At 35.5% G+C, this 22,622-nt stretch carries 20 protein-coding genes and 1 pseudogene; 15 read left to right on the forward strand and 6 right to left on the reverse strand.

The features are described from left to right. The first annotated feature begins 440 nt into the window (after positions 1-440). The 7 genes from BW942_RS09740 (at position 441) to BW942_RS09770 (ending at position 6,547) form a co-directional block, all read left to right on the forward strand. Positions 441-722 carry a hypothetical protein gene (locus tag BW942_RS09740; protein ID WP_001291938.1) on the forward strand — a complete coding sequence of 94 codons (282 nt, stop codon included), beginning with the start codon at positions 441-443 and terminating at the stop codon, positions 720-722. Between the two features lie 6 nt (positions 723-728). Further along, complete coding sequence (locus BW942_RS09745) at positions 729-1,889, forward strand: 4Fe-4S dicluster domain-containing protein (RefSeq protein WP_000804576.1); 1,161 nt, start codon at positions 729-731, stop codon at positions 1,887-1,889. Continuing rightward, a complete protein-coding gene (locus BW942_RS09750) occupies positions 1,882-2,772 on the forward strand; it encodes a hypothetical protein (protein ID WP_001113566.1) in 891 nt (296 codons plus the stop codon). Before BW942_RS09745 ends, BW942_RS09750 begins: the two co-directional genes overlap by 8 nt. A 79-nt stretch (positions 2,773-2,851) precedes the next feature. Beyond that, positions 2,852-3,313 (forward strand): PTS sugar transporter subunit IIA, encoded by a 462-nt coding sequence (locus BW942_RS09755; RefSeq protein ID WP_001072664.1) that lies wholly within the window; start codon positions 2,852-2,854, stop codon positions 3,311-3,313. A 2-nt stretch (positions 3,314-3,315) separates the two neighbouring features. Beyond that, entirely contained in the window at positions 3,316-4,209 is an 894-nt protein-coding gene (locus BW942_RS09760) for an ABC transporter permease subunit (protein WP_017861745.1), read from the forward strand. Then, positions 4,206-4,967 (forward strand): ABC transporter permease, encoded by a 762-nt coding sequence (locus BW942_RS09765; protein WP_000622788.1) that lies wholly within the window; start codon positions 4,206-4,208, stop codon positions 4,965-4,967. Before BW942_RS09760 ends, BW942_RS09765 begins: the two co-directional genes overlap by 4 nt. Further along, entirely contained in the window at positions 4,964-6,547 is a 1,584-nt protein-coding gene (locus tag BW942_RS09770; RefSeq protein WP_000620380.1) for a PEGA domain-containing protein, read from the forward strand. Before BW942_RS09765 ends, BW942_RS09770 begins: the two co-directional genes overlap by 4 nt. 542 nt (positions 6,548-7,089) lie before the next feature. Here BW942_RS09770 and BW942_RS09780 read toward each other — a convergent pair. From BW942_RS09780 to aroE, 3 genes and pseudogenes are all read right to left on the reverse strand, one after another. Continuing rightward, a pseudogene (locus tag BW942_RS09780) lies at positions 7,090-7,277 on the reverse strand (IS110 family transposase); the annotation flags it as partial. Positions 7,278-8,895: 1,618 nt separating this feature from the next. Continuing rightward, a complete protein-coding gene (locus BW942_RS09785) occupies positions 8,896-10,188 on the reverse strand; it encodes a folylpolyglutamate synthase/dihydrofolate synthase family protein (RefSeq protein ID WP_001083529.1) in 1,293 nt (430 codons plus the stop codon). Further along, positions 10,185-11,057 carry a shikimate dehydrogenase gene (gene aroE / locus BW942_RS09790; RefSeq protein ID WP_002145264.1) on the reverse strand — a complete coding sequence of 291 codons (873 nt, stop codon included), beginning with the start codon at positions 11,055-11,057 and terminating at the stop codon, positions 10,185-10,187. Before aroE ends, BW942_RS09785 begins: the two co-directional genes overlap by 4 nt. Positions 11,058-11,242: 185 nt before the next feature. On the opposite strand from aroE, the gene BW942_RS09800 reads away from it, so the two are divergent. Beyond that, a complete protein-coding gene (locus BW942_RS09800; RefSeq protein WP_001052862.1) occupies positions 11,243-11,635 on the forward strand; it encodes a hypothetical protein in 393 nt (130 codons plus the stop codon). A gap of 185 nt (positions 11,636-11,820) precedes the next feature. Then, on the forward strand, positions 11,821-11,973 hold the full coding sequence (locus tag BW942_RS09810; RefSeq protein WP_000752813.1) for a hypothetical protein: 153 nt from the start codon (positions 11,821-11,823) through the stop codon (positions 11,971-11,973). 155 nt (positions 11,974-12,128) lie between these two features. On the opposite strand, the gene BW942_RS09815 is transcribed toward BW942_RS09810, so the two are convergent. The 3 genes from BW942_RS09815 to BW942_RS09825 all read right to left on the reverse strand — a co-directional run bounded on the left by BW942_RS09815 (position 12,129) and on the right by BW942_RS09825 (position 15,364). Further along, positions 12,129-12,752, reverse strand: a complete 624-nt coding sequence (locus BW942_RS09815) for a flagellin N-terminal helical domain-containing protein (RefSeq protein ID WP_000698471.1) — start codon at positions 12,750-12,752, stop codon at positions 12,129-12,131. 1,154 nt (positions 12,753-13,906) lie between these two features. Further along, entirely contained in the window at positions 13,907-14,668 is a 762-nt protein-coding gene (locus BW942_RS09820; protein ID WP_001239224.1) for a glycosyltransferase family 2 protein, read from the reverse strand. Beyond that, positions 14,669-15,364, reverse strand: coding sequence for a histidine kinase (locus BW942_RS09825; RefSeq protein ID WP_000425174.1), 696 nt, complete (start codon positions 15,362-15,364; stop codon positions 14,669-14,671). It abuts the gene before it with no gap. On the opposite strand from BW942_RS09825, the gene BW942_RS09830 reads away from it, so the two are divergent. Genes BW942_RS09830 through BW942_RS09855 form a run of 6 tightly spaced genes read left to right on the forward strand, consistent with a single transcriptional unit; the run spans position 15,363 to position 21,754 of the window. Next, complete coding sequence (locus BW942_RS09830; RefSeq protein WP_001028161.1) at positions 15,363-16,805, forward strand: hypothetical protein; 1,443 nt, start codon at positions 15,363-15,365, stop codon at positions 16,803-16,805. The two genes, BW942_RS09825 and BW942_RS09830, sit on opposite strands and share 2 nt — an antisense overlap. Further along, positions 16,802-17,956, forward strand: coding sequence for a S1 RNA-binding domain-containing protein (locus BW942_RS09835; RefSeq protein ID WP_000664814.1), 1,155 nt, complete (start codon positions 16,802-16,804; stop codon positions 17,954-17,956). The genes BW942_RS09830 and BW942_RS09835 overlap by 4 nt, the downstream gene beginning before the upstream one ends. A 4-nt stretch (positions 17,957-17,960) precedes the next feature. Then, complete coding sequence (locus BW942_RS09840) at positions 17,961-18,422, forward strand: tRNA (cytidine(34)-2'-O)-methyltransferase (protein ID WP_000061100.1); 462 nt, start codon at positions 17,961-17,963, stop codon at positions 18,420-18,422. A gap of 45 nt (positions 18,423-18,467) precedes the next feature. Continuing rightward, a complete protein-coding gene (locus tag BW942_RS09845; RefSeq protein WP_000144004.1) occupies positions 18,468-19,136 on the forward strand; it encodes an ATP-binding protein in 669 nt (222 codons plus the stop codon). 6 nt (positions 19,137-19,142) lie between these two features. Continuing rightward, positions 19,143-21,143, forward strand: coding sequence for an excinuclease ABC subunit UvrB (gene uvrB / locus BW942_RS09850; RefSeq protein ID WP_000179030.1), 2,001 nt, complete (start codon positions 19,143-19,145; stop codon positions 21,141-21,143). A gap of 17 nt (positions 21,144-21,160) precedes the next feature. Next, on the forward strand, positions 21,161-21,754 hold the full coding sequence (locus BW942_RS09855) for a rhomboid family intramembrane serine protease (protein ID WP_000631577.1): 594 nt from the start codon (positions 21,161-21,163) through the stop codon (positions 21,752-21,754). Positions 21,755-22,622: the final 868 nt, after the last annotated feature.

Genomic DNA, 22,622 nt, shown 5'->3' on the forward strand with positions numbered 1-22,622 from the left:
AAATTCAGGTTTTACAGTAAAATGTGGGAACTACCACAAATTCAGATCTCACAATAAAACTTTGAAAAACACAGTCAATTTCTCCCAAAATGGCGGTAAGAATAAAATGTAAAAACTACTGTTTTTTAGAAAAAATTCCCTTATTTCTCTATTAAAATTCATAATGAACCCTAAGCATTTTTCTAAATCTACAAGGGAATCCAGATTATAGCCGATGACTCGTTTATAGTAAAACGTAGAGTTTCCACATTTTTATGGCGGGAATCCATAAAACGTTATATTTTATAAAAAAATAGAAACGTATAATAGTTTTCAATTGAAAAGACTTTTCTTGCCAATCTTTGATGAAACTCAGAATTGAAAGCTCTAAGGCTTATGCTTGACTTTGCACTTTTTTCTGAAAAATTGACAAAAAACCGTTACTTTTTATAGGAACCCGAATGAGTGAGAAAGTTTACTGCGCTAATTGCCTGCACTGTGTAACCGTAAGGCAATATGAATCCGAGGCGGATAAGTATATTCTCCGCGTAAAATGCACCAAGAAAAAATGGTCCAAAAGATCCGGAGAAGAAAAACTCTATAAATATTTCACCGTTGCTCGCCGTATGCAAGTAAACTGTGAATTTTATGAGCCTATGGGTGAAATTCTTCCTTATATTAAAAATCTAAAGAAAGAACTTCCAATCAAAGACGAAATCTACATGGTGAAAAATCTCACCTAAAGAGTTTTGAAGCCCTCCGCTTTTACCCTCAAACCAGGATTGGTCCACGGAAAATTTTCTCGTAAAACCGTCCTGGAAGAACCATTCACATTATTTCCCGAATCGGGAGCCCTCTATTTAAAAGAATTTCCCACTCGAGTATTTGCAGGAGAACCACTCGTTAGGCAGTCTGTCGGAACACTTTTGTCTCCTGTCGATGGAATTGCGAGTCTCATTCAGGGAGAACATTCCACAAAGATTCGAATCGTACAAGACGGAAGTTTTCAATTATCCAGTGAAACCAGAATTGATTCTTCTTTGAAATTAGACCAAGCCTTACAGAGAATGGACGAACTCGGACTTGTCTCTCTCGATTTTTCGAATACAACTTTATCTTCTCTTTTTAAAACGTTTTGCTCCACTTTGATTGTACTTTCCCCATATACTAAAACCCAGTCGGTCGATTTTCAAAAAATTCTTTTAGAAGAATGCAGAGAACTGCATATTCGATTTTTAGAATATTTGAAAGTATGGTTTCCGGAAGCTTCCGTTAAAGATTATATACTGTTTCCGGTACCTTTTCGAAAATACGAATACCCACTAGGATACCCGCAGTATTTTGTAAAAAAGGCTTTGTCTGAAAATGTATTCCAAAAGGAAAAAATTCTTTATCTCGGACCCGAAACTCTTTATCATCTCTACAGAGCCTTATTCAAAAAAATTCCATATATAGAAAGGAATATTACGATTTATTATGTGGGAAAAAATGGCGGTCTTAAAAAAGAGGAATCTCCGATTAAGCTCAGAGACGGCCAAAGTCTTGGCTTTTTACTTTCTGAAAAAAAGAAAGAGTATCCTAACTTCACTTTCAATTCCTTTTTTGACGGGGGGGAATTTCATTCTTCATCCGAGGAATATTTCTTAGATATTTATAAACATCATTCTATTATATTCGTTTCTGGTAAAATTCAGGAGCGGAATGAACTTCCTTGTATCGAATGTGGAGAATGCACTTATAATTGTCCTTTAGAATGTAATCCTATTTCTCTTGTTAATGGACAGGGAAAATTTTTTGCAGACGCTTGTATCGAATGCGGGATCTGTACTTACCTTTGCCCTTCTGGAATTTCTATCAGAAATAAAATCCGAGAAGTAAAAAGTAGAACCCAGGAAAATCGAAATGCCTGATTATCTTTTAGTTACTAAAATCGGTTTTTTTCGAAAGTCGGATCCGTTTTATCCGGATATTTTGATGGGACTTTTTTTGTTTATAGGAATTGTCTTGTTCGGGACCATTCCATTATGGATTTGTTATGTGATTGTTTTGGGAACTTGTTTTGTTTATCAATTTACGATCATAAAACGTACTATTTATCCTTTAAAATGGATTGTTCATACAGGAATTTTTGTTCTTCTTTTACCAATTCATCCTGGAACGATAGTCTGGGCCATAATTGCAGGAATCGCTGGAATTTTTTTAAATTCTCTCGATCGTCTTCGAATTCAGATACCACTTTCTTTGATCCAGCTTTTGATCTTTTTATTCTTTTATCTTTTGTTGCCTACTGTAGATATTTTTTCCGGAATTGCAGGTAAACCAAGTTTGTCTTTTAGGGATGAATCTATTTCCGATATTTTCAGCGTTCTTTCTTTTTCACAGGAAGGTTATTCTCCTTTGAGATTTTCTTCTTTAGAAACTATGGGAGCATATTCGGTTCTTTTTCTGATTCCTGTTTTTTTAAAAAGACCAAATTCTTTTCACATTCCTTTAATTTTTATAGTCGGTTTGTGCATAGGAGTTGGAAATTTAGCCTTGGAATATTTTCCCGTTCTTCTGTCTGCTTGGATATCATTTTCGATTCTTTTCGCTTCACCCGGAAGAAACTTATATACCGCTTGTGTTTATTCATTCATAGCGGTTTTAGCGACTGTAGTCCTTTTTTATGTCATCCAAGTTTTGGTACGTTTCTCCTTACCTATTTTCACCTTTTCCGTTTTCTATTTTTTCATTGAAGCCAGTTTGATCCGTATATTTCTGGGAAGCAGAGTCAATAATTTCGGGCAATTATAGTAACTCGAATTGTAATTAGAATGATGATCGTGTATTGTAACAAACGTAGACAACAAAACGAAAAGTCAGGAGAATGGATATGAATCAGCTCTTGACTCTTCTTCAACCAGAAACAGTTATTTTTAATTTAGAATCCGGAAGCAAAGAAGAAGTGATTTCCAGACTTCTGCAAAAGGCGATAGATACACATCAGATAGATACGGAAAACAAAGAAGAAATTTTAGAGTCTCTTCTTGCTAGAGAAAAGTCAATGTCTACCGGAATTGGAAGTGGAGTTGCGATTCCTCATTGTTCTGTCAATCTTGTAGATGAACTCAAATGTGTGATGGGGCTTAATCCAAATGGGATTGATTTTGATTCGATTGATCATCAACCGGTTCATATTTTTATTCTTCTTATCGTTCCCAAAACCAAATTTCAAGAACATATCAAGACGCTCGCGCAGATTGCAAAAGCATTAAATGTAAAAGAAGATAGAGAAAAATTGATTCGTTCTGGATCCTTCGAGGAAATCCAAAAAGCTTTTTCTCGGAACGTCTAACCGTGCAGGGAGAAATCTCTAGGTTCCTTTTATTTTTTGTCGCATTAATTTTTTTCTCCGTTCTTTTCGGTCATCTACGTTCTTTAAATAAAGAATATCTTTACGCAGATTCTTCCTTTTCTAAGGAAGAATCTTTTCTGGAACAAAAATCCTTTTCATCTAAAATATTTTCCTTTGTTAAAGGAATTATAATGTTTCAATCTAGTAAAACTACATCCGGGGAATCTGTCTGGAAACATATTTTTTCAAGAATTCTGCCTACTTTACACCTTGCAGTTTTTTCGGTGGGTTGGGGGAGTTTTTTTGCAGTAACACTGGCACTTGTCAGCTCTAAAAAAGAAGAAGGAATTTTTAAAAATATATTTTTGTTTTTGAGTAATTGGATTTTGTCCACGCCGGTTTTTGTGGTAGGAGTTGTTTTACTTCTAATTTTTTTTGTACAACTGGAATGGTTTCCTCCTGGCGGTTACGAACCTTGGAATAGTACTTATGTGGTTTTACCAGGAATTGCTTTGGGCTCTAGAGTTTGGGCTAGAATTTATCAGTTTGCTCTTAGCCTTACTGAAATTGAATTGAAATCCCCTTATATAAAGGTTTTGAGAGCTAGAGGATATTCTAAAAATAGAATATTATGGAATCATATTTTATTAAAAATTCTTCCATTGCTTGTGGTTTTGATTCTTCTCGATTTCAGTTCTCTCCTTTCCGGAGCGATGATCGTGGAAGAGATATTCTTTTTTCCTGGAATTGGGAAATCCATGTATTACGCGATTCAAACTATGGATGCGGAATTATTGAGTGCGCTTCTTTTTTATAGTGGCCTTACGTTTTATATTTTCAGTAGGGTTTCCCTTCGTTTTCAAGAGAGTCTTACCGGTAAGGAGAACCTTTTTTGATTTCCTTTGGTAATGGTCTGAGAATCTTTTTCGTTTTCTTGACCTTAATTGGTGTATTATGGAAAAATCCGCCTACAGAAGTTTTTTTAGAAGACAGTTTCTGTTCTGTAACTTGGAGCCATCCTTTTGGTTGTGATCGATTGGGCCGAGACGTATATAGTCTTTTTTCTTACGGAACAATTTCCACTCTTATATTTTCTTTACCTTCTAGGTTATTTACTTTGGCGTTTAGTTCTTTGATTTGTCTTTTTCAATATTCTTTTCCGTTTACCGGAAGATGGATTTTTACTCCGATTTCTTCTGTGTTTGTTTCCGTTCCTTCTTTACTTATCGCTTTACTTACGGTCCACGCGTTAGGACAAGGATCCTACGTTTTGATTGTCGCAATTTTGTTAGGCGATTGGGCATTTTCATACGAGACTCTTCAAAGTAAAATTCGGGAAACGGATGGAAGTGGATTTGTACTTGCTTCTTCTTTTTTTGGGGCTTCTAGGGTTAACATTTTTCAAAATCATATTTTTCCTTCGGCTTTTCCAGTTTTAAAAGTTCTATTTACTACAGGATTACCTGGGGTTGTAATGACGTTGGCACTTTTTAGTTATCTGGGAGTCAGCGCGGGCTCCGACTGGTTCGGCCCCGGTTTAGGAGAACAAATTTCCTTTGCAAGGGATTATGTTTATTCTGCTCCTTTTGCTTTGGCGATGCCTATCGTAGGGATTGTCGGTTTGGTTGCTGCTTTAAGCGTGAAAAAAAAATGATTCGATTATCTGCATTTATTTTAATATTATCTATTTTGAATATAGGAATTTTTGCACAAGGTATCGACAAATACTATCGTTTTCCGGGATCTGGAATGCACGCAAAAGTCACTTTTGAAACCGAAAGAAAACTATGTATATTCCCGCTTAAAAATCAAAACGCAGACCCGAATCTAGACTATTTGAGTAAAGGTTACGGAGGGGTTTTATTTTCAGGCTTAAAAGGGCTTTTTCAAATTTTCGATCCGGATGTAATTCCAAAAAGTATCCAGCATGGTTTCGGAGATCCCACCGAAAAAGAAAGATTAAAAAAGGGAGAATGGGATGGTGATGTTTTGGAAAGGGTAAAGAATATAAAGGAGACTTCTCCGGAAAAAGATCCTCGTTTTCTAACCTTAAAAACCGAATTTATTTCGGAGGAAGCTCCGCCCGAAGATAGTACTCTATTTTTGTCCGGTAAAAATGCAGGTTGTTTTTATCATCTTGCCGGAACATACGAAAAAAAAAGCGAATCTCAAATGGAACTCAAACTCGTTCTGCGATCTTCTAAAGATGCTTCTCGAAAAGAATTCCGAATTAAAACTAGCGTTAGACGCTCTTACCAGGAATTGGAAGGATTGATCGGAGAGATTAAAAAAGAATTAGTTGGAAAGAATACTGTTTCTTTTTCGTTTAAATCAGGAGATATAGACGGGGTTCTCGTTTTTTTGGACGGACAATTTTTAGGAAAAACTCCTTTACAAAGATCTGATATTCTTCCCGGAAACCGCAAGGTTAAATATTACATGGATGGATTTCAGAGCGAAGAAAAAAAAGTTTCGATTCAGGACGGGGGAAGTTTTGAAATGATTCTTTCTAAAACTCCTAAGGATGGCTTGATTTCTGTAACTTCTAATCCGGAAGGCGCAAGCGTTTATTTAGGTTCAGAATTTTTAGGTAAAACTCCTATTACCAATATTCGCGTTAAAACGGGTTACAATCGTCTTCGGCTTTCTATGGAAGGTCACGTGGATCTTTTAAAAGGAGTGGAGATCAAAAAGGACGAAGAAACAAAGTTGGATTTAGTTTTAAAACAGGGAAATACGATTACTTATTATAAAAATAAACAGAATGTTTTTTTGGATCATTCGTATAACGATTTTTCGATTTATTCCTTATATGGAACCCTTTTGTTTTACGTCGGTTATTATTATTTCAATTTAAAAGCCAACGATTTATACGATCGTGCTCGTAGCCGAGTGAATCTTACCGGTCTTTATTATGCATCTTTATCTGCCCCTCAAGATCAGTTTATCGGTTTGTATTTTTACGAAGAAAGAATTATTCGTGAAACGAATCGGGATGCAGGTAAGTATCAAAAACTTGCAGGGAACTTTGGTAGGCATGAAGGATTGACCGGTGGTGTGATGATTTATGGAATGGCGGCGATGTTGATCTTAGCCATAACTTTTTATTGGCTCGGTTTAGATGAGGAAACTTTGGATGTGGGGGCGGTTCCGAAAAATTTAAACAATCCATATGCGATTCCGGGTCAGTTTATTGAGATCGATTCTTTTGCGAAGTTTAATTTAAAATTTTGAATATTAAGAAAAATTAGAATTCTAGAAAGAATTTAATAAAAAAATGAATTTTTTATTAAGAACTTTCTCGAAAATCTCAGAAAATTTTACACGATCATTCTTTAGAAATTTTTAATCAAATGCAGTAATGCCTACAAATCAAATCGCATTTGGCAATTTGTGAACTTTCGAGTAGTTATAGCGTCGTTAAATTTGCGTAATAGTTCCCACATTGGACGATTTTGAGACCAGCTCTGATATGGCGCCCCAACCAGAGCCGTAAATATTTTTTTTAATCATCCAATAATTTAACTCGTTAGAGAAAAGCATTCGCGACGATTGATCAGACTGACATTCGCGGGTTGGATACCTATACATCGGGAGCTGTTCTTAGTCTAAAAACAACTCAGCACAACGCTGCTTTCCTATGGGTCGCGTTGTAGATCAAATCTGAAATTCATCAAATTTGCTTCAACACTGAGTCAACAAGTATTCCTCCTTTATCGTACATCTTCTCTAACGAGTTTATATTGGATGAATTTTCACTTCTCTTTAAAACTACTTTAAGCTGCCAGATTCATCGCCGCCCAAATAAATCCGGATAACTCTCTCGAAACTGCGGTTATCATTACCTGAGGGCTTTTTCCTCTTGCTGTAAGTTACGAAATTTCTTGTGTAACCTTAAGGAAGCTTTTTCTGCTAAAGCAACAACTAACGCAGGTTGTCCGGTCCTTCTTGCGGCTACGATCTTACCATCACCTTATCCACAAGTTGAATAGGATTTTAGAATCAGAAAGCTCAAAAAGGCACATTTTTCAAGTGTTCCGACAAGAATGAGTCTTTTTACTTGCAAAAAGTATGTTTTTCTGATAGAGAAAAATTTTCCGAACCTTACCGCCTCCACCCAAAAATAGGGAAAACTCAACACAACGGCTCTTTACGGATCGCGTTGGAAACTCAGCACAACGCTCTCTATGAATCGCGTTGTGGGGCGGGAACTAAGTTTTACAGAAGATTTTGTCGTAATTCCGACGATAGATCTTGAGATCCAATTATTTGTGGGTAAGGTTATGCGATCTTACTTCCTGTTCCGGGGAAGCGATGCTGCCAAGCAGTTTCCGTCAAAATCTCTGGGACTTCCAGTTTTTGTAATCCCTGTTTGTTTTCTTGTTTTGTGGTAAATGCTTCGCATCTAACCCACGTTTTTCAAGCCCAGAAGGGGCGCCATTTTGTCTTAATAACAATCACAAAACAACAATTTCGTGAAGAAAATAAATATAGAAAACATTATATTCGGATTTTATAAAGATGCGGAAATTCTCAAAAAATTATATCTAATTTGAAGTCGTTGGCTTTTTTGTGTGAAATCCCACGTTTTAAGTTCTGAAACAGACTCAGAATTGTATTATTTTCACGCGTCCGAAATGAGAAAAATTTTCTAAAAATATGAGTTCCTACAATTTTTAGAATTTGTTCTTAAAATCGTGATGCAGTAGTTCCCACTTAAATACGATAGATTTAATTGTTATAAACTTCTATTTTATAAATTGTGGTAGTTCCCATAGATTTAATCACATTATAAATTTTTAAACACTCATATATTCTAATTTAACATGAGTTCGGCGTAAAAAATCCGGGCGAATGGACCGCGTTTTCAGTTCCGATCAATAAATTGTATGAAAAAAACGTAATACGATATTTCGTCTTTAGTTACAATTTATTATAGAATGCGATTTGTCCAGAGTCCATAGACGTTGAGCTTGAAAGAGGTTCTGCTGAGTTCTCTACAACTTCAATCGCTTTCGCATGAAACTCGCGTTACTGATCTCTATAAAATTGAGTACCGTTAATTTTATCACAAAACACTGATTCTATGCAAGATATTATATAGTTATGAATAATCGGCGCTTTATCAATAACATTTATAGAAACTCAATTTTATAGAAATAAGTAGGAATCGATCTGTAAAGTTCTCCATTTTTTTTAGAAAAATGAGTTTCTTACATTGAACTCACGCTGTTTTACAAGTTGAATTTTTAAAATGTAGGAACTACTTCAAAAATCAACAAATCCGGGTTAAATGATATTTTTTGAAAATTTCTATATCTCTGTAAAATCGATTATTAGCTTTTAGTGCTGTTTTTATACGTTTAAGTAGTAATTTGTGGGAACTATTACAAATCCAGGTTCTACAGTTAGATTTTGAAAATGTGGGAATTCCCTCAATACCCTAGATCGTATGTAAAATTACAGATAAATTACTTTCAAAATCGCAAAAAGAAACTCAATTTGTGGGAACTATGACGTTTCCACAAAAATTCACTTTTATACTTGGCTATAGAAAGACCACGTTCATTTTTTTAGTCTTGTCACAATAGATCAACAACAATCGGAAATAAACGAAAACTACCTAAAATTAAAATCGGTTCGAAAGAATCGTCTAAACGTTGTAATACGGATCTGAATTCAGAGGTGGAGATTGTTTCTTTTGCATGGCAATTGGTTGGAATAACAAATTCATCTTCCTTTAAAAATTGAAAATTTAGAATATCCGATTTGTTACGGGCCTTTCTTAAAATTTCCAAAACACCGTTTCCATCCTTATCTTTTAACAAACCCGCATAAATCCGAAATTTATAATATGGAAAAAGAAAGGATAAACTTTGTAGAGTTTCTGTAAAAGCATCTGGATTGTGTGCAGGATCAAAAACGAGCAGTGGAGAATGTCGTAAAACGCTTAATCTACCCAGAGGAGGAGTCATATATTTTTCGAAAATTTCAAAACTAAGTTCATTTAAAATTAAAGAAACGTTTTCATGCTTAGAAAATCCTAGATCGATTTTTTTGTTGGTAGATTTTAAAAAGAAATCAAATTTTAGAATATTTTGAAATACTTGATAACAGAAGATCTGATTTCTTGTTAGATATGTATCTTTAGATTGGGTTTGGGTAATGATATTGCAGTGAATTCCGTTTTGAGAACACCAGGATGAAATTTTTTCGTTCAATTGTGGTTCGTTCTGTTCGATCGCAAAAAGTGCTTTTGTGTTGGAAGTACAAATTCCAAGTTTTTCTTCTAAAATTTCTTCTTTCGTATTTCCTAATATTTCTTTATGATCTAAACCTATCACTCCTAAAACGACTACGTCCGGATTGCAAAGTTTAGTTGCGTCTAGTCTGCCTCCAAGTCCTGCCTCGTAAATTTGGACTTCCGCAGATTCTTTTTCGAAAAAAGAAAATGAGGCACAAGTGAAAAGTTCAAAAAAAGAAAAAGATTTTAAGTCCTCTATGGCTTTGAGAGATTTCCATTCGCTTAACAATTGATCTAATTCTTTTGTGAGAATGTTTCTAAAATTTTGAGATTGGCTCCCGATCCGAATTCTTTCTAAAGGACTAATTAAATGAGGTGAAGTGTAAAGTCCCGTTTTGAAACCATAGATTCGAAAGTATTCTCCTAAAAAATGAGTGATAGAACCTTTTGCGTTTGTTCCTACCACTGAGATTCTACAAAAAGTGGATTCATTTCTCTGATCAAAATTAAACTTTTTTAAGGTTTTGGTAAATGGTTCCAAGGAATAACCGGCAAAAACATTGAAGTTTCTGCTTTTTTCTAAATTAGAAAGTCCGTTTGCAAATTCTAAAAAGTCGGAATCTGAATTCATCGATTTTCTAATGCTTTAGACAAACGTTCCCTGGTTTTGATTATATCTTCTGCGTTAGGCGAAATTTCTGTAAAAAGTTCGAACTGTTTCATTGCTTGATATAAAAGCATCTCCGATCCTGGAATGATTTTTGCTCCCGCTTTTTGTGCGGCTTTTACCAAAGGAGTTTCTAAAGGATTATAAACTATATCGAAAAGAGTCATGTTCGAGTTAAAAAAATCTTCGGGAAGATACGGACCTGGTGATTGTCCCTTCATTCCCAAAGGAGTTGTATGAATTACTAATGAAATTTCTTCTTTTCGAGTAAGTAATACATCTTGCGAAATTGGTTCCGCTTTTACATTTGAATTTTTAGTAACTAATAAACAAATTTCTTTTGCAGTGATTTCATTTCTGGAACATACAAGTAAGTTTTGAATTTTACCCGAAACTGCAAGACTAAATGCAATTCCTCTCGCGCTTCCGCCGCTTCCTAAGATTACTACCTTTCCGGTTTTTAAGGATTCTGGAGAAAATTCTAAGATAGAATGATAGGCGCCTTCTCCATCGGTGTTGTATGCATAAGTTGAATCCGGTCCGATCAACAACGTGTTGGAAGCTTTCATAATTCTAGATGTGTCATCTGCTTTATCTGCGAGAGTAAAAGCGGTTTCTTTATGAGGAATGGTTACAGAAAGTCCTAAAATTCCAGAGTTTCGGAATTCTTGTATTTTTTCTACATTTAGGTTTTGAGTTTCAAAAACGAGATAAGAGGCGTTTATATTTCTATCTTTATAAATTGAATTATGAATTAGAGGAGAAAGAGAATGTGAAAGAGGAAATCCTACTATACCGAAAGTTTTAACAGATTGATTTGTTTTAGTTTTCATTTCAATTTTCTCTTTGTGAATTTTACAAACAAGATTCAATTTTTTCGATTCGTTTCTTGTTAAATGCAAGGAATCACTCTAAACTTTTGACTTTTTTGCTCCAAAAGGAGCAAGTTTTAGAACGAGTAGTAAAATGAGTCGACTAAAAAGACAATTCCCGAAAATGCTGTATTGGAATGAGCCTATTGAATTTACCTGATTCTTTTTTATACGAACTGGGCGGACAACTCTTTTTGATGCCTCTTGCTTCTTTTTCGGGCTCACCTTGGTGGACTACCATTCTGGATGTTTTATTCGTAGTTGGGATTTCCGGTGGGCTTTCTTGGTATTATTACTATTACAAACGTAAGGATCTTCTCGGCGGTTTTTGGGGCGCGCTAATTGTAGCACTTCTTGGGTCTTTGATTATACTTTCTCTGCTTCAAGATTTTATTCGTTCTGTGGTTCTTTGGCTTGTCTCACCTAAATTTGGTATCTATCAAATCTCAAACGTAAATTTACTTGCGGTTTTATTGGGCGGTTTACTTGCTCTTTACATCATGAACCGTATCAATCACAACAAAGAAAGAAGAGATTAAACTCTAATCTGTAGAAAGGCGTTAACTGAGTGAGTTCAATGTGCTAACTCAGGGATGCTTTTCATGGAGCGGCATCCAAAGGGAATTTACCAACGTTTCCGTTTATACAACCAACTGTAGAAAAGAACTTTACAATTTAAATTCAACGTATATTCCATCGAACAACCGAAGTATTGAGAGGTTTTATGGCGGATGAGAAAAAAGGCAGTACAGATATAAGGCATGACGGTCAAATAAAACCGATTACCGAAGGTTTTATGAAAGGGAATATTAAAAATAATACTAACGAGCCAAAACCAAATACTCCCCCACCTCCGCAGAAAAATAACAAAAAGTAAATTCTAAAATTATAATAGAGTTTTTGAAAAATTCCATAGTGGTGATTAACAAAACTGCTTCAATTGATAGTTTCCATGAAATAGAAACAAATGGGGAATTAATTTTTCAACAATTCTAATCTTTAAGAACGTTTAAAATTGTTGATCGACTTTCTTTAATATATATTTGACAATGAGTCACGTAAACGTTTGCTGTAACTTAACCGTTCCCATGAAGCTCCAATCGTGGCTCTCTCAAGAGCTATTTTTGAAAGAGAGTTATTTATAATATCTATAGATTGAACTGCATCGGCGTTCGTTTTTATATTCATTCTACTTTGAAAGTTTTTTAAATTCCAAGTATAAAGCCCAAATTCTTTCGGTTGCAATTCAGGTAGTGGTAGCAGGATGGGAGAATTTTGTGGATTGATTTGTAACGATACGCTTATTGGTCGAGAAGAGTTTTCAGTATCTAATAAAGAGATATTTTTAAAGCGAGCCCTTTCTCGAATACTACAGATTTCTTTTAACAATTCTTGAAATTGTACATCGAACTGATTTCTATCTTCTTGTGTATGGTTTTTGTAAGTACTTGTGACCGCCAATACTCTAATCTGTTGGAGAATTTCTGTGATGATTTGAAAATGTATTTCTAATGTATGTAGAAAAGATTGCGCCTCTTCAATTTGAGTGAAAAAAACTTTTCTTTCAGAGAGAGTTTTTTGATTGGAGACAGAACGACAAGAGATATAAGTTATCAAGATAAAAAAACAAAAGAATCGATACAATAGAATCTTCATATTTAATTTATCGACAACATATTAAATTCTTTGAGAAAATTCGGGAAAAAACTTCTTTTGATTCTCTAAGAAGACAACGTAAAATTCTGATTGGGAATAGAACTTTTTGAAAAAATAAAGAACGTTTTTAAGGACAAATTGATTTTACGTAAATTCGATAGAACCCAATTGAAGCGTAGAGGAACTTAACAAACTCTCTTTACTTGATCGTGTTGTGGAATTAAAAACGCACATTTTTCAAGTGTTCCGACAAGAATGATATTTTTTACTTGCAAAAAGTATGTTTTTCTGATATAGAAAAATTTTCCACCTGCCGCGACGACCCATAGGGAGTCGTGGCATTTAATTTCTTGATTACAAGCTTATGCAATGCTCTTTATGAATCGCGTTGGAAAACTCAACACAATGCTCTTTATGAATCGCGTTGTGGAGTGGGAACTAAGTTTCACAGAGGATTTGTCGTAGTTCCGACAGATTTATATTGAAATCCAAATACTTGTGTGGTTGGTTATGGATTCTATGAGCGTTCGACGGATCGCGTTCTATATATAATAGAGTTTTTGAAAAATTCTATGACAGCAATTAACAAAATCGCTTCAATCGATCATTTCATAAAATAGAAACAAGATAGAAAATTAATTTTTTAACAACTCTAATCAATTGTAACTAAAGACGAAATATTAGATTACGTTTTTTTGATATGATTTATTGATTGGAGCTGGAAATGCGGTCTTGCTTTGCTACAGACAAGCCGGATTCACCCAGCTTTTTTTACGTCCAACTTGACGTAAGTTCGTTGAGAAAAAATTTTCTAAAAGTGTGAGTTCCTACAATTTCAGGAATTGTTTGTAAAATTGTAGTAGTTCCCACATTTAAGGAATCGATCTGTAAGATTTAGATTCCAACTTTTTTCAGAAACATGAATTTCTTACGTAGAATTTACGTCGATTTAGACTTTTGGAATGGATAAAAATTTCTACTCAATATGATTTAGGTTTTTTAGAACGATCGATTTCGGCTATGGTTTGATATATATTAGAATTGTTGAAAATTAACTTTTTTTCATTAAAACGAATAGATAAAATCATTTTGTTAATCGTTGATATGGATTTTTTCAACAATTTTATCGTTTTTAGAATTTAGGATAAAAATTTCTATTTTTTATCTTTTAGATTCATCTCATACAATTTGATATACTTAAGAAAATTATAATAAAATCCGAAAGTTGCCAAAACAAAACCTTGTTTACCATCTAAAAATCCAAATCGAATAAAATACATCCAAAAAGCTTTGTAAAAACCTTCCAGAAAGGCATGAAAAAGACCACTTTTTTTACCGGCGTTGAATTTTTCCTGAGCAGCTAACTCTGAATAGGTGTTAATAAAATGTATATGATCTCCTATGTTTTTATAGGAATAGTGAAATACTGGAGAATTCAATTTTTTGCATATACCTTGAAGCTGGATTGTTTCGTGAACGATCCCACCTCCAAATTTACCCTTGGACCTATGAAAAAGACGGATTCTTCGGTTTGGATACCAACCTCCGTGACGGATCCATTTTCCTAAATACCAGGTCAATCTAGGAGTAGAATAACCGTCCGCAGAAGGAAGTCCGTTTCGAAAAAGTGTTAAAATTTCTTCCTTTAAATCTGTAGAAACTTCTTCATCTGCGTCCAAGGTCAAAACCCATTCGTTTTGAACGAGAGAAATAGCGAAGTTTTTCTGGCTTACATAATTGTCGAATTTTCTTTTACGTACTTTGGCCTTATATTTTTGGGCGATTTCTACGGTTTGATCTTTGGAGCCTGAATCTACGATTATAATTTCGGAAGCAAAGTCCAAAGGTTTCAGACAACGTTCTAGGTTGTCTTCTTCGTTGAGAGTGATGATACAAACGGAAAGAGGAAGTCGCATTTAATTTTTTTGATCTTGTTTTCTAAGACTTTGAAAGTCAGGAGTGAGAGGAATTTCTAATCTTGCGATTGTAACATCTTCTCTGATGATGATTCTGAAGTAAGATGGATCGATCCCTTCTCCTTTAAGCATAATTAGAATGAGAGCTAATCCAATTCCTGCACCTTCCGTGTTATCCGCATTGTCCAAATAAAATTGCGCGATGTCATTATAACGCATACCTTTTTCCAGTTTTTCGCGGAGAGATTTTTCCTCTTGTTGTGTAATCGGTGCGTTATTGGTTACTTCGATTCTAATTCCGTTTAAGGAATAGTGAAAGCTGATCAAACAATAATATCCCTTTTTTTGAGCTTTTTGTCCGTAAAGTTCAGACATCTTTTCGCTAAAAAGACTTTTATACTCTCTAACTCCTTTTTCGTAATCGGAAGGATTGTTTAGATCCAGACCTTTTTCTTCAAAAAAAATCCTTTTTTGATTTGCTTTGCAAGCGTTGATTGCCAACTCTTTTATTATCGTATAAACCGTAGGAATCAAAGTTGGATGAGTCATCTTATCCAGAATCAGTCCGACTGCCTTTTGGATATGTTCTTCGACGGAATGAGTTATCCTGTGAGTCTTTAAAGACAGGATTTTTCCGTTCTCGATTGTTAGGCGGATATTGTCGGATATTTCTCGGATTTCCTGCCCCATCTCCATGAACATTGTGGAATCTGTTTTGTTTGTCAAGAGAGTCATTTTGAGAAAGGGAAAAAAGAAAGACCCTTTCAAGTTACAACAAATCTGTATTTATTTAAAACGTGTCGTTTCTTTATTTACGTTCTTACTTTTGATCGCATCATCTATTTCTTCAGAATCTATTATTTTAAATCCGGTAAAATATATTCTTCCCGGAAAACAAGAATATTCTGAACCTTCCGAAATTCGGATCGAAAACGGCAGAGTTGTATCCATTAAGAAAATAAATTCTTTCCAAGGAAAAATTTCTTACGTCCTTCCTGGGTTTTGTGATGCGAATGTTACTCTTTCTGCAGATTCACTGGGTGGACAAAAAGATCGAGCAGGTGTTTATCTTTCTCTTCAATCTTTTCTGGCTCACGGTTTTACAGGAATTTTTTCGGTAGGAGATCCTTCTTGGGTGGAGACACTTTTGAAAGACGCACAACGTTCGAAAAAAAAATCTCCTTGGGTAAAAAGGTCTGATCCACCTTGGATTGCAGAAAGTTCTGAAACGAAGAAGTTTGTAAATCTTCCGGGTTACGATCTAATTCGTTCTGCTAAAGAGGCGATCTCTAAAATCAAAAAAAAAACATCTTCTTTAGTTCACTTATTTTATCGTTATCAAGAAGGTGAATTTTTTACCTTTGACGGTCCGTTTTTGTACCAGCTTAAAAAAGCGGCGGACTCGGAAGGAATCAAACTAGCGTTATCTGCCTTTGGAGATGAATTTAGCATTTTAGAAGGAATGAATGCAGGAATTTCAATTTTATATCATCCGATCCCAGATGAAATCTCCGGGAGAATTGCTTCCGGAGCGTTTCAAAATCTAAACTGGGGACCGATGTTTTCCGTATATTATTATCAAAAGATCGCAGGAACTTCCGAGTGGGAAACGGATTTAAATTTAATGAAGGAATGGAGTTCTTACTTTGCGAAAAACCTTGCACCCGAGCCTGAGTTTGCAGGAAAATTGACAGAACTTCAGGAAGAAGATCGATTGAACGCGGAAAGAGAATATAAATCCTATCTTGCTTTTTTAGGAAGACAAAAAAATCTGAATATACTTCTCTCTTCGGGTACAGGTAATTTGCACGTTTATCCCGGAATCGGAGGTTGGAAAGAAATGGAAATTCTTTCCGGCGTTCTTGGTAATCAAGAAACGATCCGGATTGCCACTGAATCCACCTGTAGTTTTATAGAAGCTCCTCATGAAGGAAAAATTCAAGAAGGCAAACCTGCATTCATAAATGTTTTTACAGAAGATCCGTTCATCGATTTAAAGAATTTGAAAACTCTTCAGAGGATTATCGCAGGAGAAATTTACTACGATCTTTACAAAAATTCTTCGGATCGAAAGTCCGATCTACACGGAAAAAAAGGACAATCTTCCAGTCAAAAAAAGAGAGGAAAACAAAAATGAAAGAATCCGAAAAAGAACTCTTCGAAAAAATGTTAGACGCTTCCTTTAAAAAGAAAAAAGCCATGGAAGCTGGAACCAAAATTACCGCGATTGTAAACTCTGCAAAAAAAGATTTTGTTTTCGTGACTGCAAAAGAAGGAAAACTTCCGGGTATTATTTCTTCGGAAGAATTTATGGAATCTGGACTTCCCAATCCTGGAGAGGAGCTTGAAGCTTATTTTTTAAAAGAAGATCACGGAGACGTTCACTTTACTACTTGTTTGAGTGGGGATTTATTGAACAAAGATCTATTAGAAATTGCTAAAAAAGCTGAAATTCCTGTACTGGGGCAATTTGTTTCAGAAGGAGATTCCGGAGCCGATGTGAAAATCGGAGAGTTTAGCGGATTTTGTCCTTTCTCCCAAATTGATCCGGAACTAAAAAAATCAGGTCTTATTGGAAAACGTTTAAAGTTCTTAATTCAGGATTTTGGAAACAGAAATAAGCTAGTAGTTTCTCAAAAGAAAATTTCCGATCGAGCCAAAGAAGCTAAATTAGGAGTTTTGAAACAAGAATTAAAAGAAGGAATGTTTGTCACCTGCAAAGTAAAGACGATCCAGAACTTTGGTCTGATCGTAGAAATGGATGGTGGAGTGACTGCACTCGTTCCAATCAGTGAGGCTACTTATAAAAAAAATCCGGAATTGGAAAAAGAATTTCAAGTAGGTCAGACTTTAAGGGCCAGAGTTCTTCGAATCGATTGGGAAAATCAGAAGTTTGCATTAACGGTTAAGGATTTTCTAAAAGATCCTTGGGCACAGACGGTTCCGTTTAAAGAAGGCGACATCGTAAAAGGAACGATTGATTCTCTCAAACCTTTTGGCGTATTTGTAAAGTTAGACGATCATTTCAATGGTCTTGTTCCAGGAAGAGAAACTGGAATTTCCAATCGAGTTCCTTTAAGTCAGAGTTTTAAACCCGGAGAAGTAGTTGATGTTTTTGTAATGGAGGTCAATCCAGAAAAAAAACAGATTTCTCTTTCAATTCAAAAAGCAAAAGAGATTCAGGAAAGAATGGATTACAGTAGTTATTTGAGTGTGGACACGAGTGGTTCTACGAGTTCTTTCGGTGCGATCCTTCAAAACTCTTTGAATAAAAATAAGAAAAAATAATTTTATGTCTTTGTATATAGGTCTTTATAGACCTGAAATTCCTCCTAATACCGGAAACATAGCAAGACTTTGTGTGGCTTTGGGGGCGGAACTTCATATCGTTGGACAAGCATCTTTTGATCTTTCTGAAAAGGCGGCACGTAGAGCGGGTCTAGATTATTGGGATAAGGTGAAAATTTATTTTCATTCTTCTTTAGAAGAATATAAAGTGGCCCTTCCTTCTGGAACCAATCTCTATCTGATTTCGATTTACGGCAAACGTTCTTACACTAACGTAAGTTATAGGAAAGGGGATGCTTTTTTGTTTGGGAATGAAACTTCTGGAGTTCCCTTGGAAATAAAAAATTCCTGGGATCAGGAAAGGATTTTAAAAATTCCGATGGAAGATTCTTCCCGTTGTTTGAATTTAAGTAATTCAGTCGCAGTAATTTCATACGAAGCGATGCGCCAAATTAAGTCTTGGTAAAAACGGATTTACACTTTCAGAATTTCACATCTCAATGGGTAAAGTATGACTTTTCGTCTTTCTAAAGAAGAAATCGAAAAACAGATTCGGTCTATGCTTTCTCAGGGATTGACTGGAACGGTGAACGATTTTTTTTCTTGGATTCGGATGGATACTATCCGCAAATTCAAAGACGAACCCGATCTTGAAAATACAATCGTAGAAAACATTCTGGAAAGTTTTGTAGAATCCAGTTATGTGAAACGAAGTAAGTTTAACTCTAAAGAATTTCATATTCATCCGGATGTCATTCAAGATAAAAAATTTCCACCTAAGGAATGTTATACTCTGCTTGGTAAAATAACGTTTCAACCGATGCAGTATGTTCGAAGCCGTTTTGAATTTTTTCTCAAAAATCAAGGTACTCCTGAAGATTTAGTGGTCGATCTTTGTATTGGAGTTTTAGAAGCCGTTGAAAACGCAGTCAAATACGGAGACGGTACCGAAGTAGAAGTGGAATATTATATCGATCCTTCTCAAACTCTTTTTATACAAATTATAAACAACCTCAAAGAACTGAATTTAGAGCAGGACATAGAAAGGGGAAAATTTTCTTCCACGGCTACTCTTATGCGTGGTATGATGGTCATGCAAAAACTTTTTGATGAACTTGATCTTGAAATTTTAGAAAATAAGAAACAAGCTCAGTTCAACGCCAAAAAAAAATTGTCATAGTGTAGTATGGCTTCCGTTTTTAAAATTCATTCTGCATACCAGCCGGCCGGGGATCAAGTCAAAGCGATCCAAAATATTGCCGATTCTTTTCAAAAAGGAGAGAAAAAGGTGACACTGGTAGGTGTGACCGGTTCGGGTAAAACCTTTACGATGGCTCAGGTCATTCAAAATTTGGGGCTTCCTACTCTGGTCTTATCGCATAACAAAACTTTGGCGGCTCAACTCTTTCGAGAGTTTAAGGAGTTTTTTCCCGAAAATGCAGTGGAATATTTTGTTTCCTATTATGATTATTATCAACCGGAGGCTTATGTTCCTTCTTCGGATACTTTTATCGAGAAGGACAGTTCTATCAACGAAGAGATCGATAAACTTAGATTGAGAGCCACTTCTTCTTTGTTGGAGAGGGAAGACGTAGTCATTGTAAGTTCTGTTTCTTGTATTTACGGTTTGGGTTCTCCGGAAGAATATACAAACTCAGTTGTAGCGTTAAAAGTAGGTGATACGATCGAAAGGGACACGGTAATTCGTAAGTTGTTACACATACAATATAACCGAAACGATTTGGATTTTTCGAGAGGAAACTTTCGGGTTAGAGGAGATTCGATCGAAATCTATCCTGCGTATCATACCGACGGAATCAGAATTGAATTTTTTGGGGACGAAATCGATTCGATCAGTAGAATCAATCCAGTTACCGCACAAACAATTTTTAAATTAGAAAAAGCTTATATTTATCCAGCAAAACACTTTATTACTTCCGGTCCGAAGGTTAAAGAAGCGGTCGAAAATATAAGAGCAGAAGTAGATGCTCAGACTGATTTTTTTAGAAAGAATAATAAACTTCTGGAAGCAGAAAGGATCTTATCCCGTACGAATTACGATATGGAAATGCTCCAGGAAATGGGATATTGCAACGGAATAGAAAATTATTCCAGACATCTTACTGGAAGAAAACCGGGAGAACGCCCAGCTTGTTTGATCGATTATTTTCAAGGAGAGTTTCTTCTGATTGTGGACGAATCGCACGTAACGATTCCGCAGATCGGAGGAATGTTTGCTGGAGATAGAGCCCGTAAGCAGACATTAGTCGACTTTGGTTTTAGACTTCCGAGTGCTTTGGATAACAGACCTCTTAACTTTCAAGAGTTCGAAACTTTAACGCCTAGAACCCTTTATGTTTCTGCAACTCCCGCTGAGTATGAAATTGAAAAGAGTTCTAAGGTTGTGGAGCAGATCATTCGACCAACCGGACTTTTGGATCCGATCGTGGACGTACGTCCCACTAAAAATCAAATCGAAGACCTTTTGGTGGAAATCCGTAAACGGATAGACGCCGGAGAAAGAGTTCTTGTTACTACTCTCACAAAAAAAATGTCAGAAGATCTTACCGATTATTACGAAGAGATTGGTTTAAAAGTGGCTTATCTACATTCTGAGGTAGAAACTTTGGATCGTGTCGGGATCATTCGAGATTTAAGAAAGGGAATTTACGACGTTCTGATTGGAATCAATCTGTTACGCGAAGGTTTAGATATTCCAGAAGTTTCTTTGGTTGCTATTTTGGACGCGGATAAGGAAGGCTTTTTAAGAAATTATAAATCTCTAATACAGACGATTGGTCGTGCCGCTAGAAATGTAAATGGAACGGCGATTCTTTACGCAGATAAAACCACCGATTCTATGGCAAAAGCAATCGAAGAAACCAAACGTCGTAGAAAAATCCAGGAAGATCATAATCTCAAATTTGGTATCACTCCTCTGACTATCAAAAAAGAAGTAGGAGATATTATCGAAAGAGAAGAGAAGGAGCGAACTTCGGAAGATCTGGTTCTGGAAGATGTGGAGAAAAAATTTAATTCTAAGAAATTTCCGAACAAGGAAGTATTGAAAGAAAAACTTCGTGAAGAGATGATGAAAGCGGCTAAGGAACTTGATTTTGAAAGAGCTGCAATTTTGAGGGATAAAATGTTATCGATTCAAACGGAAGATTCTTCAGCCAAAAATTAAAAATAAGGAATGTATTGTTGATCACTTTATTGATTTGTTTATTGACCTTTGGTATGAGCGTTTGGTGTTTTGCTTCCGAAGAGAAACTATATAAGTTTATTCTAACCCCATATCGATTGGAGCGAAATAAAAATTACTACACTCTGTTTACTTCCGGCTTTATACACGCGGATTGGATGCATCTGATTTTTAACATGGTTTCGTTTTATTCTTTTGGAAAAAATCTAGAAATGACAGTGGGACCAATCCGATTTATTCTTTTTTATTTAGGAACGATCTTGATTACGAGTGTAATTTCCTGGAGAAAAAATCTGGGTAATCCTCATTATTCTACGTTAGGCGCTTCGGGAGGCGTTTGTGGAGTGTTGTTTGCTACAATTCTTTTTTATCCGAGCCTTTCTCTTTATATGATGTTTATACCAATTCCGATTCCGGGTGCGGTCTATGCGGTTTTGTATTTGATTTATACTTATTTTTCTTCTAAAAGCGGCGCTGCAGATGGGATTAATCATGACGCTCATCTTTGGGGTGCTCTATGCGGGATTGCATTTGCTCTTTTGTTGGAACCTATGATCCTCAGCAGAGTTTTTCGGAATATTTTGGGAAATTAATCATAGTTTTGTTATTTCAAGTTTGTCCTTCAGAACTACATAATAAAGTACCTATTTAAAAGTTTACACTTTAATCATATGAATTCAGAGAAAGAAAAGCTGGATGAATAAAACTCAGGTGCAACGACTTTTTAGGGGTGTTTTTACGGCTCGCGAATTTTATAGCTAGAAAGGCTTACGATCTGAAACGCTTTTTACGAAAGCGTTTCATTGAATTCTTTTGGTTCCAATTCCTTAGGAATTTTTCAAACCCAATGCTGCTCTCTTTACGGATCACAGCATAATCATCGATTTCGTATTGGATTTTATCGAGCTTACGTGAAACGGCAGTTTATGATAGACATTTATGTACTCAATTTTATAGAGATCAGTAAAACCTACATAAAATCCTACAAGAAAGAAAATTTTAAAGAAGCTGATCATCGCAGTCGGTCGTTTTGGGTGTCCTCTTGTCTTAAATTTACTTTAATTTGTATTACATGTAAGGGATTTATTTTAAAAAAGTAACTTCTATAAGTGGACTTTTTTAAGGGAGTTTGCGGAGAAAATGAGAAAGAATTTTCTAGAGTATGAGTTCCTACAATTTTGGAATTTGTTCATAAAATCGTAATTTGCGGTAGTTCCCACATTTTAGAAATTGATCTGCAAAGTTCAGATTTTTTTTCAGGAAAATTTCTTATGCTGCCGTTTTTTATGTAAAGACGATCGTAGAACGACGATTTTGTGCAGAAATTTGATTTTCTTTATCAAATGCCCAAGACTTAAAAATGTGGGAACTCCCGCGAAGATTTAAGTTCATCTGCAAAATGTGGGAACTCCCGCGAAGATTTGAGTTCATCTGCAAAATGTGGGAACTCCCGCGAAGATT

Origin of the sequence: Leptospira interrogans (assembly GCF_900156205.1) — a bacterium.
Taxonomy (GTDB): Bacteria; Spirochaetota; Leptospiria; order Leptospirales; family Leptospiraceae; genus Leptospira; species Leptospira interrogans.

Bases quoted from the DNA above. Each gene is read 5' to 3' on its own strand.
- BW942_RS09740 (WP_001291938.1), top strand. From the start codon at position 441: ATGAGTGAGAAAGTTTACTGCGCTAATTGCCTGCACTGTGTAACCGTA.
- BW942_RS09750 (WP_001113566.1), top strand. From the start codon at position 1,882: ATGCCTGATTATCTTTTAGTTACTAAAATCGGTTTTTTTCGAAAGTCG.
- BW942_RS09755 (WP_001072664.1), top strand. From the start codon at position 2,852: ATGAATCAGCTCTTGACTCTTCTTCAACCAGAAACAGTTATTTTTAAT.
- BW942_RS09770 (WP_000620380.1), top strand. From the start codon at position 4,964: ATGATTCGATTATCTGCATTTATTTTAATATTATCTATTTTGAATATA.
- BW942_RS09785 (WP_001083529.1), bottom strand. From the start codon at position 10,188: ATGAATTCAGATTCCGACTTTTTAGAATTTGCAAACGGACTTTCTAAT.
- aroE (WP_002145264.1), bottom strand. From the start codon at position 11,057: ATGAAAACTAAAACAAATCAATCTGTTAAAACTTTCGGTATAGTAGGA.
- BW942_RS09810 (WP_000752813.1), top strand. From the start codon at position 11,821: ATGGCGGATGAGAAAAAAGGCAGTACAGATATAAGGCATGACGGTCAA.
- BW942_RS09815 (WP_000698471.1), bottom strand. From the start codon at position 12,752: ATGAAGATTCTATTGTATCGATTCTTTTGTTTTTTTATCTTGATAACT.
- BW942_RS09820 (WP_001239224.1), bottom strand. From the start codon at position 14,668: ATGCGACTTCCTCTTTCCGTTTGTATCATCACTCTCAACGAAGAAGAC.
- BW942_RS09830 (WP_001028161.1), top strand. From the start codon at position 15,363: ATGAACATTGTGGAATCTGTTTTGTTTGTCAAGAGAGTCATTTTGAGA.
- BW942_RS09825 (WP_000425174.1), bottom strand. From the start codon at position 15,364: ATGGAGATGGGGCAGGAAATCCGAGAAATATCCGACAATATCCGCCTA.
- BW942_RS09835 (WP_000664814.1), top strand. From the start codon at position 16,802: ATGAAAGAATCCGAAAAAGAACTCTTCGAAAAAATGTTAGACGCTTCC.
- BW942_RS09840 (WP_000061100.1), top strand. From the start codon at position 17,961: ATGTCTTTGTATATAGGTCTTTATAGACCTGAAATTCCTCCTAATACC.
- BW942_RS09845 (WP_000144004.1), top strand. From the start codon at position 18,468: ATGACTTTTCGTCTTTCTAAAGAAGAAATCGAAAAACAGATTCGGTCT.
- uvrB (WP_000179030.1), top strand. From the start codon at position 19,143: ATGGCTTCCGTTTTTAAAATTCATTCTGCATACCAGCCGGCCGGGGAT.